Source organism: Shimia sp. (genome assembly GCF_041624275.1).
GTDB lineage: Bacteria > Pseudomonadota > Alphaproteobacteria > Rhodobacterales > Rhodobacteraceae > Shimia.
The window spans coordinates 1-15,793 of sequence record NZ_JBFJVE010000047.1 but is presented as its reverse complement, the minus strand read 5'-3'; the positions used below and the strand labels follow the sequence as shown (position 1 = coordinate 15,793).

The following is a 15,793-nucleotide window of genomic DNA, read 5'->3' as shown; positions in this document are numbered from 1 at the left end:
CTGGCCGTGGCGGCCTATACCGCCATCGAGACCAACACCAACACCCTGGCCACCGCCGCCGCCAAGGAAATCGCCAGCGAAAACGACTTCTGAACCCGGTCGCGACCGCTCACGCAGAAGCTTAGGCGCCGGGCGACCGGCCCGGCGTACGGCATGGCGTGACGGTACCGGCATCCTCACCAATAAAATGCAGAAGCACAGGGAAATCCGTCTGCCTCAAAGGCGCCGATTTCCGAGGAGTCGAAGTGAAACACCTGATATTGAAACGGTTTCTCGCGCAGTTCAGACACAGCGAGAACGGTGCGGTCACGGTCGATTGGATCGTCATCACCGCAGGCGCTTTGGCGCTGGCCATCGCATCCATGGCGCTGATCGAAGCAGAAGCGACCAGCCTGGCAAGCGATACCGGCGTCTATCTCGCCGCACGCGCCAACTGACGACGCGCCGCCGTCCTGGCGGCGCGTTTCTCATCCGCCCGAAGCGCCCAGCGCCGGGCGACTGGCCCCGAAACCATCTTGCCCGCACCCTGATTTCGCCACATTCCCGATGCAGCATCGCGGATGAAATCCTATGCGATCCGGCCCCTGCCCAGCGCCGGTGTCGCGTGATGAATTGAGAGGAACACCCCATGCGTGTGATTTTTGCACTGGTCCTGATGGTTGGTCTCGGCCTGGCCGGTGGCGCCGTCTACATGGCCCGGAACTATATCGAGGGCTACCAGTCAGAGCTCGCCAAGGAGCGCGCCAACCGCAAGCCCGAAATCGAGACCGTCGCGGTGTTCGTGGCCAAGCGCAGCCTGGCCTATGGCGAGGCGCTGACCAAGGAAGACGTGGCGCTGGTCCAGTTCCCCAAGCGGGTGGTTCCCGAGGGCGCCTTCCGCGCCGTGGAAGAGCTGTTCCCCGCCAATGAGGACCGCCCGCGCCTGGTGCTGCGCGCGATGGAAGCCAAAGAGGCGATACTGGCCGTCAAGGTGACTCGCCCCGGCGAAGATGCCGGGCTCACCACCCGGCTGGAACGCGGCATGCGCGCCTTTGCGATCAAGGTCGACGTGGCCTCGGGGGTTTCCGGGTTTCTGCGCCCCGGCGACCGGGTCGATGTCTACTGGACCGGACGGGTGCGGGGCAGCGGCGCCGATCTGGGGTCGGATGAGGTCACCAAGCTGATCGAAGCCGGCGTCAGCCTCGTCGCCATCGACCAGACCGCCAACCAGGATGTCGAGGAAGGCCAGGTGGCGCGCACGGTCACCGTCGCGGCCACCCCGCAGCAGGTCGCCGCGCTTGCGCAGGCCCAGTCCACCGGCGTCCTGTCCCTGTCGCTGGTCGGTGCCACCGACGACACCGTGGCCACCGCCATCGAGGTCGACCAGCGCAGCCTGCTCGGCATCCAGCGCGAAGAAGTGGCGTTGGACGTCGAGGAAGACAAGGTCTGCACGATCCGCACCCGCAAGGGGGCCGAGGTCGTGCTGATCCCGATCCCCTGCACAAACTGACGGGATTACAGGATGTTACGGGGCGCCCAAGGCAATGGCGCCCCGTTTTCCGTGGCCGACACCGGGCCGAATGTTGCGCCGGGCACACATCAGCGCCTGCGCGGAAGTCATTGATTCTTGCAATGAAACCGGATTTGCCGCACATTATCTGCAAGAATGGGCACAAGACCCATGTTCGAGGCGTGATCAAAAAGGCAGGTCACATGACATATCGCAGATTTGTCGGCGCGGCCCTTTTGGGTCTGGCCGTGAGTGTATTTCCCTCCTTCGCTTCGGTGACCATGGCCGAAACGCTTCGCGTGGTGCGCAATGGCACCGACTCGGTGCTCAGCGTTCCGATGAACCGCGCCGTGGTGGTCGAAAGCGACGTACCCTTCGCCGAACTGTCGATCGCCAACCCGACCATCGCCGACATCTCTTCGCTGTCGGATCGCACCATCTACGTGCTGGGCAAGGCCCCCGGCGCCACCACGCTGACGCTGCTGGACGCCTCCGGGCGTCTGATCACCAATGTCGAGGTGCGCGTCGCCCCGGATATCAGCGAATTCAAGGAACGGCTGCGCCAGATCCTGCCCAACGAAAAGATCGAGGTGCGCACCGCCAATGACGGCATCGTGCTCTCGGGGCGCGCCAGCAGCGTGCAGCGCCTGCAACGGGCGCTGGACCTCGCGGAACGCTACGCGCCGCAGCGGGTGTCGAACCTGATGACCGTCGGCGGCATCCAGCAGGTCATGCTCAAGGTCCGCTTTGCCGAGGTGCAGCGGTCGGTGTCGAAATCCTTCAGCTCGTCGATTGCCGCGCTGGCCGGCGACGTCTCGGTCGAAACCGGCACCTGGCTTGACGGCAGCAACGCGCTGGGCAGCTCGACCATCGCCACCCAGACCGGCACCGTCGGCGCGGTCGCCATCGGCGGCAGCATCGGATCGCTGGAACTGGGCGTGCTGATCGAGGCACTGGAGCAGAAGGGCGTCGTGCGCACCCTGGCCGAGCCCAACCTGACGGCGCTGTCCGGTCAGGAAGCAAAATTCCTTGCCGGTGGCGAATACCCGATCCCGGTCAGCCAGGAAAACGGCGCCGTCACCATCGAGTTCAAACCCTTCGGTGTCGAGCTGAACTTCATCCCCCGGGTCGTCGACGGCGATCTCATCAACCTCGAGATGGAAGCGGCGGTTTCGGCCATCGACACCTCGAACAGCTATGATGACGGCACTTTTTCGATCGCCGCCTTCCGCCGCCGCGAGACCTCGACCACGGTGGAAATGCGCGATGGCGAAAGCTTTGCCGTGGCCGGGCTTCTGGAAGACGACTTCCAGGACAGTGTCGGCCAGGTACCTTGGCTCGGCGATGTGCCGGTGCTGGGCGCCCTGTTCCGCAGTTCGGACTATCAGCGCAACCAGTCCGAGCTGGTCATCATCGTCACCGCGCATCTGGTGACCCCCACCCAGAGCGAGGCGCTGGCCCTGCCCACCGACCGCGTCAAGCCGCCCAGCGAAAAAGACCTGTTCCTGTTCGGCAAGACCGCCAAGGACAAGCGGCCGCCCTCGGGCGCCGCCGGCGAAGTCGCCAAGCAGGATTTCAGCGGCTCCTACGGCTATGTGATGGATTGAGATATGCGCCAGCCTCTTAGACACAGCATTGCCCTTCTGTCCCTGGCCGCGCTGGCCGCATGCAGCTGGGAGAACTACCCCGAAGCGGGCGCCGGGCTGGACAGGGGCAACTTCGGCGTCGCCAATACCAACAACATGCAAGTCCAGACCGGTGAAATAAGCTATACGGTCAACCTGGCCAACCGCTTTGCAAACGAGGTGCCCTCGACCGTGCATTTCGCCTTTGACAGCGCCCAGCTCGATGCCCAGTCGCGCGAGATCCTGCGCCGGCAGGCGACCTGGATCCGCCAGTTCCCCGAGGTGCGTTTCCGGGTCTACGGACATACCGACGCGGTCGGTTCGAACGCCTACAACCATAGTCTGGGCAAGCGCCGCGCAAATGCCGTGGTGCGCTATCTCAGCAGCCAGGGCATCAGCCGCAACAGGCTGGAAGCCGTTGTTTCTCTTGGAAAAACCCAACCCCTCATCGTCACCCAGGGGCGCGAGCGACAGAACCGCCGCACGGTGACCGAGGTGTCGGGCTTCGTCGAGAGGCACCCCAATGTCCTGGATGGCAAATACGCCGCCATCATCTATCGCGACTATGTCTCCAGCGGCGCGCCGCGCACCGGCCTGTCGGGCATCACCGGCAGCGATTTCGAGACCACCGAATAGCCCCGCGCTCGGGATCGTCGCAAGATACCGCACAATTTCGGTTTTTTGGCCCCAATGTTGCCCAAGTTCGGGGTGAAATTCTCTGCAAAGGGAGCAGTGCGTCCGACCAGAATCGGACGCGGCCCGACGGATGACGCCCGCAGGAGACAGCCTTGGTTTTCGCGCGGATCACCACCCCGACGGCATATGATAAGGACCAAGAGGCCGCAATGACGAGCGACGCACCAATCGAGAATGATCTCAGCCCGATCCTGGCGTGCACGGTGTGCCGTGACGTGCAGAACTTCGAATTGCTGATCGTCGACATGGAAAAGGCCCTGGGCGACCAGTGGGGAGACCTGGGCTTCGACGATGCGTTGTTGTTCTTCGAACAGCCCGACGCGCAGAGCCTTCAGTTTATCGCCCTTGCCATCGACGATTACGACGAGGACAACCTGCCCCAGCTGATGGAGGTGATCGACGCCGCCAAGTCCCGCAATATCCGCACCATCCTGATCGCCGAAGACGTCACCCCGGCGTCGCTGCACAAGCTTCTGCGTCACGGCGCGGACGAATTCGTTCCCTACCCGCTGCCCAAGGGCGAGCTGCGCGACGTGATCGCCCGGCTCCAGCGCCCCCAGATCATCGAAGCCCCCCACACATCGGCGCCTTCGGATGCGTCCAGCATCGAGCTGACCAACAACGCGCTCTCGCGCGAAGGCGTGGTGATCGCCGTCCACGGACTGGCCGGGGGCACGGGCGCAACCACGCTGGCCGTCAACCTCGGCTGGGAACTGGCCAACGTGCGCAAGGACAACGCGCCATCGGTCTGCCTTCTCGATCTCGATTTCCAGTTCGGCTCGGTCTCGACCTTCCTCGACCTGCAACGCCGCGAAGCGGTGTTCGAGCTTCTGTCGGACACGGAAGGCATGGACAGCGAAAGCTTTGGCCAGGCACTGATGTCGTTCGAGAACAAGCTGAGCGCCCTCACCGCGCCGCCCGACATGATCCCGCTGGACTTTGTCCAACCCGAGGACATCGAGCGCATCCTGAAAGCCGCGCGCCAGCATTTCGACTATGTCATCGTCGACATGCCCAAGACCCTGGTGCACTGGACCGAAACCGTGCTCAGCGCCTCGCATGTCTATTTCGCGACGCTCGAGATCGACATGCGCTCGGCACAGAACGCGCTTCGCATGAAACGCGCGCTCCAGGCCGAGGAGCTGCCGTTTCAGAAAATCCGCTATGTGCTGAACCGGGCGCCGAAATTCACCGATCTGAGCGGCAAGAGCCGGGTCAAGCGGCTGTCGGAAAGCCTTGATATTTCCATTGACGTTCTGCTGCCCGACGGCGGGCGCCAGGTCATGCAGGGGGCCGATCACGGATTGCCGCTGGCCAGCTCGGCGCCCAAGAACCCGCTGCGCAAGGAAATCGCGAAACTCGCAGCGCACCTGGATGAGCTGGATCAATCCGATCCGAAAGCCGCGTAAGAGAACGAGGGGGAGCAGATGTTTTCGAGATACAAGAAACCGGCCAACGCCCGGCCCGTCGCGGCCAAGCCCGCCATGGCCCCGGCCGCGCCCCCGGCCGGAGCAGACCACATCGCACCCGCGAACCAGGCCCCTGCCCCAAAGCCCGTGATCCGCAAACCGCTGCCCAATGCGACGGCCCAGGCGGCGCCAGCCGACCGGGAACGCAAACGCAAGGAGCGGCTGGCGGAAATCAAGCTGGACCTGCACCGCGAACTGCTCAACAACCTCAACCTGTCGGCGCTGGAGACCGCGAGCGAACAGGACTTGCGCAATGAAATCAGCGACATCGCCAGCGAAGTCCTGCAGGAACGCGGGATCGTTCTCAACCGGGAAGAACGCACGATCCTCAACCAGGAGCTTTACAACGAGGTCACCGGGCTGGGCCCGCTGGAGCCGCTTTTGCAGGACGACAGCGTCAACGACATTCTCATCAACGGCCCGCAGCAGATCTTTGTCGAACGCTCGGGCAAGCTGGAATTGTCGGACATCACCTTCAAGGATGAAAAGCACCTCTTGCGGATCATCGACAAGATCGTTTCGGCGGTCGGGCGGCGTGTCGACGAATCCAATCCCTATGTCGACGCGCGGCTGGCCGACGGCTCGCGCTTCAACGCCATGGTGCCGCCGGTCGCTGTGGACGGCTCGCTGGTGTCGATCCGCAAATTCAAGAAAGACAAGCTGGGCATCGACGACCTGGTCAATTTCGGCGCCTTTTCCGAGGAAATGGCCGCCTATCTGCAAGCTGCTGTGGCGACCCGCCTCAATATCATCGTCTCGGGCGGCACCGGCTCGGGCAAGACCACGACGCTGAATGCCCTGTCCTCCTTCATCGACAATTCCGAACGTATCCTGACCATCGAGGACACCGCCGAACTGCAACTGCAACAGGTCCACGTCGGGCGCATGGAAAGCCGCCCGCCCAACGTCGAGGGCAAGGGCGAGGTTTCCCCGCGCGACTGCCTGAAGAACGCCCTGCGGATGCGCCCCGACCGCATCATCGTCGGCGAGACCCGCGGCGAAGAGGTCATCGACATGCTACAGGCGATGAACACCGGCCACGACGGGTCGATGACCACGATCCACGCCAACAACCCGCGCGACGGCATTGCACGCCTCGAGAACATGATCGCCATGGCCGGGATCGAGATGCCGCTGAAGGCGGTGCGCAGCCAGATCGCCAGCGCCGTCAACCTGATCGTGCAGGCCTCGCGGTTGCAGGACGGCTCGCGGCGCATGACCTCGATCACCGAGATCACCGGCATGGAAGGCGACGTGATCTCGATGCAGGAGATCTTCCGCTACCAGCGCACCGGGCTGGGGCCGGAAAACAAGATCATCGGCCATTTCACCGCCACCGGCGTGCGCAGCCATTTCTCGGAACGGTTCCGCATGTGGGGCTATGACCTGCCGGCGGAAATCTACGAACCGAGCGCGGGGTGAACCAGATGCCCATCAGTCCCGAATTCCTGATCTACGGCACGATCTTCATCGGCGTCCTGGTGCTGGTCGAAGGGCTTTACCTGACCGTCTTCGGCCGCTCGATCAGCCTCAGCAACCGCGTCAACCGGCGGCTTGAGATGCTGGACAAGGGGGCGCGCCGCGAAGAGGTGCTGGAACAGCTGCGCAAGGAGATGCGCCAGCATGCCCGGGTACGCTCGATCCCGCTGTATTCGCTGCTCGCCTCAAAGGCGCAGAAGGCCGCGATCGCCTTTTCACCCAAGCAACTGATGATGATCATGGGCGGGGTGACGGTGCTGGCCTTTCTGGCGCTGACGGTGACCACCGCCACCGGCCCGGCGATGAACGCCGCGATCTCGGCCATGGCCGGTGTCGGCGGGGTCTATTTCTGGGTCAGCCTCAAGGCCAACAAGCGCATGGGCCTGATCGAAGAGCAGCTGCCCGACGCCATCGAGCTGATGGTGCGCTCGCTTCGAGTGGGCCATCCCTTTTCCTCGGCCATCCAGATTGTCGCCCGGGAAATGGACGACCCGCTGGCCACCGAGTTCGGCATGATCGCCGATGAAAGCGCCTATGGCCGCGACGTCGGCGAGGCGCTGAAGGACATGGCCGAACGGCTCGACATGCAGGACATGCGCTTTCTCGCCATGGCGGTCACCATCCAGCAGCAATCGGGCGGCAACCTGGCCGAGATCCTGGCTGGCCTGTCCAAGGTGATCCGGGCCCGGTTCCGCCTGTTCCGCCGCGTGAAGGCGATCACCGCCGAGGCCAAGTGGTCGGGCAAGTTCCTGTCGGGTTTCCCGCTGGCCTGCCTTGTGTTCATCAACCTCAGCGACCCGCATTACTACGACGAGGTGATGGACCACGCGCTGTTCATCCCGGCCTGTATCACGGTGGGCGTCTTTCTGGCCGTCAACCTGTTCGTGATGCGGGTACTGACCGACATCAAAGTCTGACCCCGAGGAGATAGGCGATCATGGAACTTCTCACTGATATCCTCGGCCCCTTCGGCCCGGTGATCGCGGTCGGCGGGCTTGGGGTGCTGTTGATCCTTGGCACCGTGGCGATGATGCTGAAACAGCGCGAAGACCCGCTGGACAGGCTCAAGCGCAGCGAAACCGAGACACCCGAAAAAAGCAGCAACAAGGAAAAGCTGCGCCGCAATTCGGCCAATGAAAAGCTGGCCAAATACAAGGCCTTTCTGGAACCCAAGAACGAGGAAGAACTGGCCGGGCTGCGGCTCAAACTGACCCAGGCCGGCTATCAGTCGCGCGACGCGGTGCGCGCCTTTCACCTCGCGCAGATGCTGCTGGGGGTGATCGGCCTGGCGGGCGGCGTCGCCTATTTCCTCTTGGCCAAGGGGGGCGTGTCGCAGTCGACCCAAGACACGCTGATGACCATTCTCGGCCCCGGCGCCGTGGGCTACCTGCTGCCCAAGTACTGGGTGACGCGCCGGGTCGAGACCCGCAAGGAAGAGATCACCGCCGGCTTTCCCGACGCGCTCGACATGCTGCTGGTCTGCGTCGAATCCGGCCAGTCCCTGGAGCAGTCGATCGTCCGCGTCGCCAAGGAGCTGCGCGCCTCGTATCCGCCGCTGGCCGACGAACTCGAGATCGTCTCCCACGAGATGAAGGCGGGCAAGGACAAGGCCTCGGTTCTGGGCGACATGGGCGAGCGCTGCGGCGTGCAGGACGTCTCGAGCTTTGTCACTGTGCTGATCCAGTCGACCACCTTCGGCACCTCGATCGCCGACGCGCTGCGGGTCTATGCCGCCGAGATGCGCGACAAGCGGGTGATGCGGGCCGAGGAAAAGGCAAACAAGTTGCCAACCAAGATGACCCTTGCCACTATGATGCTGACGGTGCCGCCCCTGCTGATCATTCTCGTTGGTCCTTCGGTGCATGGCATCACAATGCTGGGAAAATAGAGACCTGACATCATGCGATCCGCCCTGCGACCGGTGCTTCCGGTTCTGAGCCTCGTTCTGGCCGCCTGCACCACGGGCGGCCTTGGGCCATCCGGGGACAGCCTCTTTGCGCCCGGCCTCGATCCCCGTCAAGAGGCCGTCGACGGGCTGGACGTGGGCGACCGGCTGATGCAGGCCGGCGAATACGACCTGGCGCTCGACGCCTATATCCGCGCCGCCGGGCAGCAGGGGCTGAACGCCGACGTGCTGACCTCGCTGGGCTCGGCCAACCTGGCGCTGGGGCGCCTCGGCCAGGCCGAAAAACAGTTCCGCGACGCGCTGGACAAGGACGACAGCCGCTCTGATGCCTGGAACAATCTGGGCGTGATCCTGATGGAACGCGGCGAATTTCCCGAGGCGGTGCAGATCTTCCGCAAGGCCTATGCGCTGGACAATGGCGAAAGTGACTCAATTCGCGACAATCTGCGCTTAGCACTCGCAAAAATGGAAAATCCGTCCTATGATGCCGGCAATGAGGACTATAAATTGGTGCGGCGAGGTAGCGGAGATTACCTGATCCGGTCAACACCATGACAGCAAGAGCAGTATAAGGACGCAGACATGCGCCATTCCCGTATTCTTGTCACCCTGTGCCTGACCGGCGCGCTGTTCGTGGCCGGCTGCGGCACATCCGAGGATGAATCCGTCGAACGCGCCTTGCAGGATCTCAACGCCATCGACGAATCCAACCTCTCGGACGTGATGCTGACGGTGGCCGACCCCAACGAGGCGGTGTCCTATTTTCAGCGCACGCTGAAGGACAATCCCGACCGGGTCGATCTTCAGCGCGGCCTTGCGATTTCACTGGTCCGCGCGCGGCGCTATACCGAGGCGGTGCCGGCCTGGAAGAAGGTGATCCGGCATGAGGGCGCCACCAGCGTCGACCGGGTCGATCTGGCCGATGCCCAGATCCGCGCCGGGCAGTGGCAGGAAGCCGAAGAGACCCTGGACTCGATCCCGCCCACCCACGAGACCTTCAAACGCTACCGGCTCGAGGCGATGATCGCCGACAGCAACAAGGAATGGAACAAGGCCGACAGCTATTACGAAACCGCGATCGGCCTGACCACGCGCCCCGCCGGGGTGATGAACAACTGGGGCTACAGCAAGCTGACGCGCGGCGATTACGCCGAGGCCGAGCGCCTGTTCGGCGAGGCGATCCGCCACGACAGCACCCTGTTCACCGCCAAGAACAACATGGTCCTGTCGCGCGGTGCGCAGCGCAAGTACACGCTGCCCGTGGTGCCCATGGATCAGGTCGAGCGCGCGCAACTGCTGCACACGCTGGCCCTGTCGGCGATCAAGCAGGGCGACACCGAGACCGGCAAGACCCTGCTGCGCGAGGCCATCGACACCCACCCGCAGCATTTCGAGGCCGCCGTGCGCTCGTTGCGGGCGCTGGAAGAAAGCTGACCGGCAGCGCGCCATGAGCCTGTCGATTTCCGCCCAGTCCGCCCTCTGGTTCCTGCCCTTCGTGGCGCCGATCTGCCTCTATGTCGCCTGGAGCGACATGCGGATGATGAAGATCCCCAACATGGCGGTTCTGGCGCTGGCCGGGGTTTTCCTGATCGTGGGGTTGCTGGCCCTGCCGCTGGCCGACTACCCTTGGCGCCTGCTGCATTTCGTCGTGGTCCTGCTGGTCGGAATGGGTCTGAACGCCGGCGGTCTGATTGGTGCCGGAGACGCCAAGTTCGCCGCCGCCGCCGCCCCCTTCATCGCCCTTGGCGACCTCTTGTTCGTGACCGTGGTCTTTGCCGCCACGCTGCTCGCCGCCTGGGTCACCCATCGCCTTGCCAAACATTCGCCGATCCGCCGCCTGGTGCCCGACTGGGAAAGCTGGCACCGGGGCTGGGATTTCCCCATGGGGCTGGCGCTGGGCGGCACGCTGGGCCTCTATTTGGCCCTCGGCTGCCTTTACGGGGCCTGAAAATTGCCATCTTTCTGCGGTTAAACCGGGGCGACTCCCCGGATGAATTGCGCCCGCATCTCCGGCCCCTGAACCGCAGCAGACCGAGGCCCCCCGATGAACATGCAGAGCAGCAACGTGATGGCCCCGCCGCCGCCGAAAACCCTCGAGGAGATGCGGCTGCCCGAGGTGATGATGCGCGACATCCTGCTGAAGACCATGTTCCGCAAGAACGTCGACAAGGTGTCGGAACTGGCGGCGGCGATCTGCCTGCCGGCGGCGGTGACCCAGCAGCTGATCGACGCCGCACGCGGTCAGCGCCTGCTCGAGGCGACCGGCACGCTCAATGCCAACAACGGCAATGAAATGGGCTATCAGCTGACCGACATGGGCAAGGCGCGGGCCCTCGACGCGCTGGCCCAGTCGGAATATTTCGGCGCCATGCCGGTGCCGCTGGACATCTATCGCGAACAGGTCAAGCGCCAGTCGATCCGCAATATCCAGATCACCCGCCAGCAGCTGACCCAGGCCATGGGGCATCTGGTCCTGCCGGACAGCCTGCTCGACCACCTCGGCCCCGCCGTCGGCTCGGGCCGCTCGATCCTGATGTACGGCCCGCCGGGCAACGGCAAATCCTCGATTTCCAACGGCATCCGCGACGCCATGGGCGACAAGATCTACGTGCCGCGGGCCATCGAATACGCCGGGCAGGTGATCACCGTCTACGACCCGATCATCCATTCGGCGGCCGAGGGCGACCTGCAGGATCCGAACAGCCTGCGCCGGGTGGCGCGGTTTGACACCCGCTATGTGAAATGCGACCGACCGACGGTGATCACCGGGGGCGAACTGTCGCTCGACATGCTGGATCTGGTCTACAACCCCACCGCGCGCACCTATCAGGCCCCGTTGCAGCTGAAGTCCTCGGGCGGCATCTTCATCGTCGACGACCTTGGCCGACAGGAAGAGCCGCCGCAGGCGCTGGTCAACCGCTGGATCGTGCCGCTGGAGGAAAACAAGGACATCCTGGCCCTGCAATCGGGCGAAAAGTTCGAGGTGCCCTTCGACACGCTGGTGATCTTCTCGACCAACTTCCACCCCAACGAGATCTTCGACCAGGCGGCGCTGCGGCGGATCTTCTTCAAGATCAAGATCGACGGCCCGAGCCAGGAAAACTTCCTCAGGATCTTCGCCCTGGTGGCCAAGAAGAAGAACATGCCGCTGGACGAGGCGTCGCTGATCCACCTTCTGAAGCAGAAATACCCCACGATCGGCAATGTCTATGCCAATTACCAGCCGGTGTTCCTGATCGATCAGATGCGGGCGATCTGCGACTTCGAGGGCATCCCCTACCAGATGACGCCCGAGCTGATCGACCGCGCATGGGCCAACATGTTCGTGCGCGACGAGCATATCGTGAAATAGCTGCCGGCGCCTCTGCGGCGCGGGCAAGGCAGGCCACCGGAGGGGCCGAAAACCGCCGCGGCGCGGGGCCACCGTTGCACCCGGGGGCAAATTGCGGCATGACACTTGCATGACCCCTCGCGCGCGCGCCCTTGCCGTTCATCTTTTCACCGCCACCGGAGCCGTCTTTGCCATGCTCGCCATGCTGGCGGCTGTGGATGGCAAATGGAGCCTGATGTTCCTGTGGCTGGTGGTGGCCTTCTTCGTCGACGGTCTCGACGGGCCGTTGGCGCGCCGCTATCACGTCAAGACCCATGCGGCCGAATTCGACGGGGTGCTGCTGGACCTGATCATCGACTATCTGACCTATGTCTTCATCCCGGCCTTCGCATTGTTCAAATCGGGGCTGATGGACGGCTGGACCGGCTGGGTCGCGATCATCGTGATCACCTTTGCCAGCGCCATGTATTTCGCCGACACCCGGATGAAGACAAAGGACAATTCCTTCTCGGGTTTCCCCGGATGCTGGAACATGGTGGTGCTGGTGGTGTTTGCGCTCGAGCCGAATTTCTGGGTCTCGCTGACGCTGGTGTCGGTTCTGGCCGTGGCGATGTTCCTGCCGCTGAAGTTCATTCACCCGGTGCGCACCGAGCGCTGGCGCGCGGTCTCGCTGCCGATGGCGCTGGCCTGGACCTTCTTTGCCGGCTGGGCGGCCTGGGTCGATTTCCACCCTGAAAGCTGGGCTCATTGGGGGCTGGTTGTGACCTCGGTCTACCTGCTGTTTGCCGGAATCGCGCAGCAGATCCTGCCGGAGCGCAGCTAGATCAGGAACCCGCCAGCCCCTTCAAGCCGCAACAATGCCACCTTGGTTTCGACGCCCCCTGCCCCGGAAAACCCGGTCAGCCCTTTGGCGCCCATCACCCGGTGGCAGGGAATGATCACCGGGATCGGGTTGCGACCACAGGCCTGCCCCACCGCCTGAGCGGGCACCCCAAGGTCTTTGGCAATCTCGCCATAGGTGCGGGTCTCGCCATAGGGGATCGCCAGCATCGCCGCGCAGACCGCCTGCTGAAAACCCGAGCCGCCGACCCGAAGCGGCAGGTCGAAAGCCTCGCGCGCGCCGGCGAAATACTCTTCGAGCTGGCGCGCGGCTGCGGCCAGCAAAGCTGTCTCGTCGGCGCCGCCGACGCCCCAATCCGCCTTGACGATGGCGCCAGCCTCTTCGCAAAGGCGCATCGGCCCGGTCGCCGTTTTTACCGTGATCTCGAACATGCCCCATCCTGCGCCACGAAAAAACGCCCCGCAAGCGGGGCGTTTCCAATCGGGATAAATCCGGCTTTCAGCAACGAAGGCTCTCTGCCCGGCCGGGGCCGCGCTTCGATCGCGCTCAGCCCAGAGCCGCGTCGCAACGGCCGCAGACCGCCTCGTGCTTGTGTTGCCCCACATCCGGCAGGATCTTCCAGCAGCGCTGGCATTTCTCGCCCTCGGCCTTTTCAAAGACCACGCCGACGCCGTCGGCATCCGGCAGGCGGAAGGCCTCGGCCGGCATCGGGTCGCCGGTCAGCATCACCGCCGAGGTAATGCAGATATCGTCGAAATGCACCGATTTCAGCGCCGCCAGCGTCGCGGCATCGCGCACATGCACCACCGGCGCCGCCTCGAGCGAAGCGCCGATCACCTTGTCGCTGCGCTGCACTTCCAGCGCCGCCGTGACCACCCGGCGCACATCGCGCACCCCGGCCCATTTCGCAGCCAGCGGCTCGTCGAGCCAGTCGGCCGGCGTGTCGGGAATATCGACCAGATGCACCGAGGACTCATCGCCCGGGAAGCGCTCGAGCCAGACCTCTTCCATGGTGAAGACCAACACCGGCGCCAACCATGTGGTCAGGCGGTGGAACAGGATATCCATCACCGTGCGCGCAGCCCGGCGGCGCAGCGTGTCGCCATCGCAATAAAGCGCATCCTTGCGGATGTCGAAATAGAAGGCAGACAGATCCACGGTGGCAAAATTGAACACGGCCGAGAACACGCCGGCAAAATCGAACGCCGCATAGCCGGTGCGCACCCTGTGATCCAGCTCGGCCAGACGATGCAGCACCCAGCGCTCCAGCTCGGGCATCTCGGCGGGATCAACCCGGTCGGCCTCGGTGAACTCGCCAAGGGCGCCCAGCATGAAGCGCATGGTGTTGCGCAGGCGGCGATAGCTGTCGGCGGTGCCTTTCAGAATCTCCGGCCCGATGCGCTGATCGGCGGTATAGTCGGTCTGGGCCACCCAGAGGCGCAGGATGTCGGCGCCATATTGCTGCACGACCTTTTCCGGCACGATGGTGTTGCCCAGCGATTTGGACATCTTGTTGCCCTTGGCATCCAGGGTGAAACCATGGGTGACCACATTGCGATAGGGCGCGCGCCCCAGCGTGCCGCAAGCCTGCAGCAGCGAGGAGTGGAACCAGCCGCGGTGCTGGTCGGTGCCTTCCATATAGACATCGGCGATACCGTCCTCGGTGCCGTCCTCGCGGTCACGCAGAACAAAAGCATGGGTCGAACCGGAGTCGAACCACACATCGAGCACGTCGAACACCTGCTCCCATTCGTCGGCATTGTAATCCTTGCCGAGGAAGCGTTCCTTGGCGCCCTCCATGTACCAGCAATCCGCGCCCTCGGCCTCAAAGGCCTCCTTGATGCGCGCATTGACCGCCGCATCGCGCAGCAAAAAGCCTTCGTCGGTCGGCAGCGCCCCTTTCCTGACAAAGCAGGTCAGCGGCACGCCCCAGGCGCGCTGGCGGCTCAGCACCCAGTCGGGGCGGCTTTCGATCATAGAATACAAGCGGTTGCGGCCCTTCTGCGGGGTCCATTTCACCAGCTCGTCGATCGAGCGCAGGGCGCGTTCACGGATGGTTTTGCCCATCGCGTCCTGACCGTCGCCCACTTCCCGGTCGACGCTGGCAAACCACTGCGGCGTGTTGCGATAGATGATCGGCGCCTTCGAACGCCAGGAATGCGGGTAGGAATGTTTGATCTTGCCGCGCGCCAACAGGCCACCGACTTCGACCAGCTTGTCGATCACCGCCTTGTTGGCATCGCCCTCACCGCCCTTGCGGTTGAGGATGTATTTGCCGCCGAAGAACGGCAGGTCGGCGCGGAAACCGCCGTCATCCATGACGTTATAGGTGATGACCTCTTCCAGCATGCCCAAGTCACGATAGAGCTCGAATTCCTCCATACCGTGGCTGGGCGCACAGTGGACGAATCCGGTGCCTTCCTCGTCGGTGACGAAATCGGCGGCGCGGAAGTCGCGCGGTGCGTCCCAGTATTCCTTGCCACCATCGGCGCCCGCGAGGGGATGGTTGATTTTCAGAACACCCAGTTCATCTGAACCGACTTGGCGGACGCGATGATAATCGCCCTCAGCCAAACGGGCACGCTTCATAACGTCAGACGCCAAATTGTCGGCCAAAAGGAACTTGTCGCCTACACTCGCCCAGCACTCGTCCGGCGTATTTGTAACTTCATAGAGCCCGTAAGAGAAATCTGCACCGTAGACGACAGCTTTATTGGACGGGATCGTCCATGGCGTCGTCGTCCAGATGACAACGCTGGCCCCGATCAAATCGTCAGAACGGTGTTTTACGTAATCAAAAGTCCCTTCAGCATCAGATGGATTGATCTTGGCTGCTGCCTCTGCTTGGTCATCTGGATAGTCGGCAGCCGCAACTTTGAATTTCACCCAGATGGTGAAGCTTTCCTTGTCGTGATACTCGACCTCGGCCTCGGCCAGGGCGGTCTTTTCCACCGGCG

The 15,793-nt window shown here is 63.6% G+C and carries 15 protein-coding genes; 13 read left to right on the top strand and 2 right to left on the bottom strand.

Translation table 11 applies throughout. The features are described from left to right. Nucleotides 1–245 precede the first annotated feature (245 nt). The 13 genes from ABZD10_RS05730 to ABZD10_RS05670 all read left to right on the top strand — a co-directional run bounded on the left by ABZD10_RS05730 (nucleotide 246) and on the right by ABZD10_RS05670 (nucleotide 12,818). Nucleotides 246–437 (top strand): hypothetical protein, encoded by a 192-nt coding sequence (locus tag ABZD10_RS05730; protein WP_372885184.1) that lies wholly within the window; start codon nucleotides 246–248, stop codon nucleotides 435–437. 191 nt (nucleotides 438–628) lie between these two features. Then, nucleotides 629–1,489 (top strand): Flp pilus assembly protein CpaB, encoded by an 861-nt coding sequence (cpaB, locus tag ABZD10_RS05725; RefSeq protein WP_372885183.1) that lies wholly within the window; start codon nucleotides 629–631, stop codon nucleotides 1,487–1,489. 203 nt (nucleotides 1,490–1,692) lie between these two features. Further along, nucleotides 1,693–3,096: a type II and III secretion system protein family protein gene (locus ABZD10_RS05720; protein ID WP_372885182.1), complete on the top strand. Its 1,404-nt coding sequence runs from the start codon at nucleotides 1,693–1,695 to the stop codon at nucleotides 3,094–3,096. A 3-nt stretch (nucleotides 3,097–3,099) separates the two neighbouring features. After that, nucleotides 3,100–3,750: an OmpA family protein gene (locus ABZD10_RS05715; protein WP_372885181.1), complete on the top strand. Its 651-nt coding sequence runs from the start codon at nucleotides 3,100–3,102 to the stop codon at nucleotides 3,748–3,750. 209 nt (nucleotides 3,751–3,959) lie between these two features. After that, nucleotides 3,960–5,219 carry a CpaE family protein gene (locus ABZD10_RS05710; RefSeq protein WP_372885180.1) on the top strand — a complete coding sequence of 420 codons (1,260 nt, stop codon included), beginning with the start codon at nucleotides 3,960–3,962 and terminating at the stop codon, nucleotides 5,217–5,219. 18 nt (nucleotides 5,220–5,237) lie between these two features. Then, on the top strand, nucleotides 5,238–6,701 hold the full coding sequence (locus ABZD10_RS05705; RefSeq protein ID WP_372885179.1) for a CpaF family protein: 1,464 nt from the start codon (nucleotides 5,238–5,240) through the stop codon (nucleotides 6,699–6,701). Nucleotides 6,702–6,706: 5 nt separating this feature from the next. Then, entirely contained in the window at nucleotides 6,707–7,675 is a 969-nt protein-coding gene (locus ABZD10_RS05700) for a type II secretion system F family protein (protein ID WP_372885178.1), read from the top strand. Between the two features lie 20 nt (nucleotides 7,676–7,695). Beyond that, nucleotides 7,696–8,646, top strand: a complete 951-nt coding sequence (locus ABZD10_RS05695; protein WP_372885177.1) for a type II secretion system F family protein — start codon at nucleotides 7,696–7,698, stop codon at nucleotides 8,644–8,646. A gap of 12 nt (nucleotides 8,647–8,658) precedes the next feature. Then, complete coding sequence (locus ABZD10_RS05690) at nucleotides 8,659–9,219, top strand: tetratricopeptide repeat protein (protein WP_372885176.1); 561 nt, start codon at nucleotides 8,659–8,661, stop codon at nucleotides 9,217–9,219. A 27-nt stretch (nucleotides 9,220–9,246) separates the two neighbouring features. Continuing rightward, entirely contained in the window at nucleotides 9,247–10,098 is an 852-nt protein-coding gene (locus ABZD10_RS05685; protein ID WP_372885175.1) for a tetratricopeptide repeat protein, read from the top strand. Between the two features lie 13 nt (nucleotides 10,099–10,111). After that, entirely contained in the window at nucleotides 10,112–10,612 is a 501-nt protein-coding gene (locus ABZD10_RS05680) for a prepilin peptidase (protein ID WP_372885174.1), read from the top strand. 96 nt (nucleotides 10,613–10,708) lie between these two features. After that, nucleotides 10,709–12,016 carry an ATPase gene (locus tag ABZD10_RS05675; protein ID WP_372885173.1) on the top strand — a complete coding sequence of 436 codons (1,308 nt, stop codon included), beginning with the start codon at nucleotides 10,709–10,711 and terminating at the stop codon, nucleotides 12,014–12,016. A gap of 109 nt (nucleotides 12,017–12,125) precedes the next feature. Then, nucleotides 12,126–12,818 carry a phosphatidylcholine/phosphatidylserine synthase gene (locus ABZD10_RS05670; RefSeq protein WP_372885172.1) on the top strand — a complete coding sequence of 231 codons (693 nt, stop codon included), beginning with the start codon at nucleotides 12,126–12,128 and terminating at the stop codon, nucleotides 12,816–12,818. Here ABZD10_RS05670 and ABZD10_RS05665 read toward each other — a convergent pair. Both ABZD10_RS05665 and ABZD10_RS05660 read right to left on the bottom strand, forming a co-directional pair. Next, nucleotides 12,815–13,267, bottom strand: coding sequence for a methylated-DNA--[protein]-cysteine S-methyltransferase (locus ABZD10_RS05665; protein ID WP_372885171.1), 453 nt, complete (start codon nucleotides 13,265–13,267; stop codon nucleotides 12,815–12,817). The genes ABZD10_RS05670 and ABZD10_RS05665 overlap by 4 nt on opposite strands. A gap of 115 nt (nucleotides 13,268–13,382) precedes the next feature. Next, nucleotides 13,383–15,793 (bottom strand): isoleucine--tRNA ligase (locus tag ABZD10_RS05660; protein WP_372885170.1); only part of this gene is annotated, 2,411 nt, incomplete at its 5' end.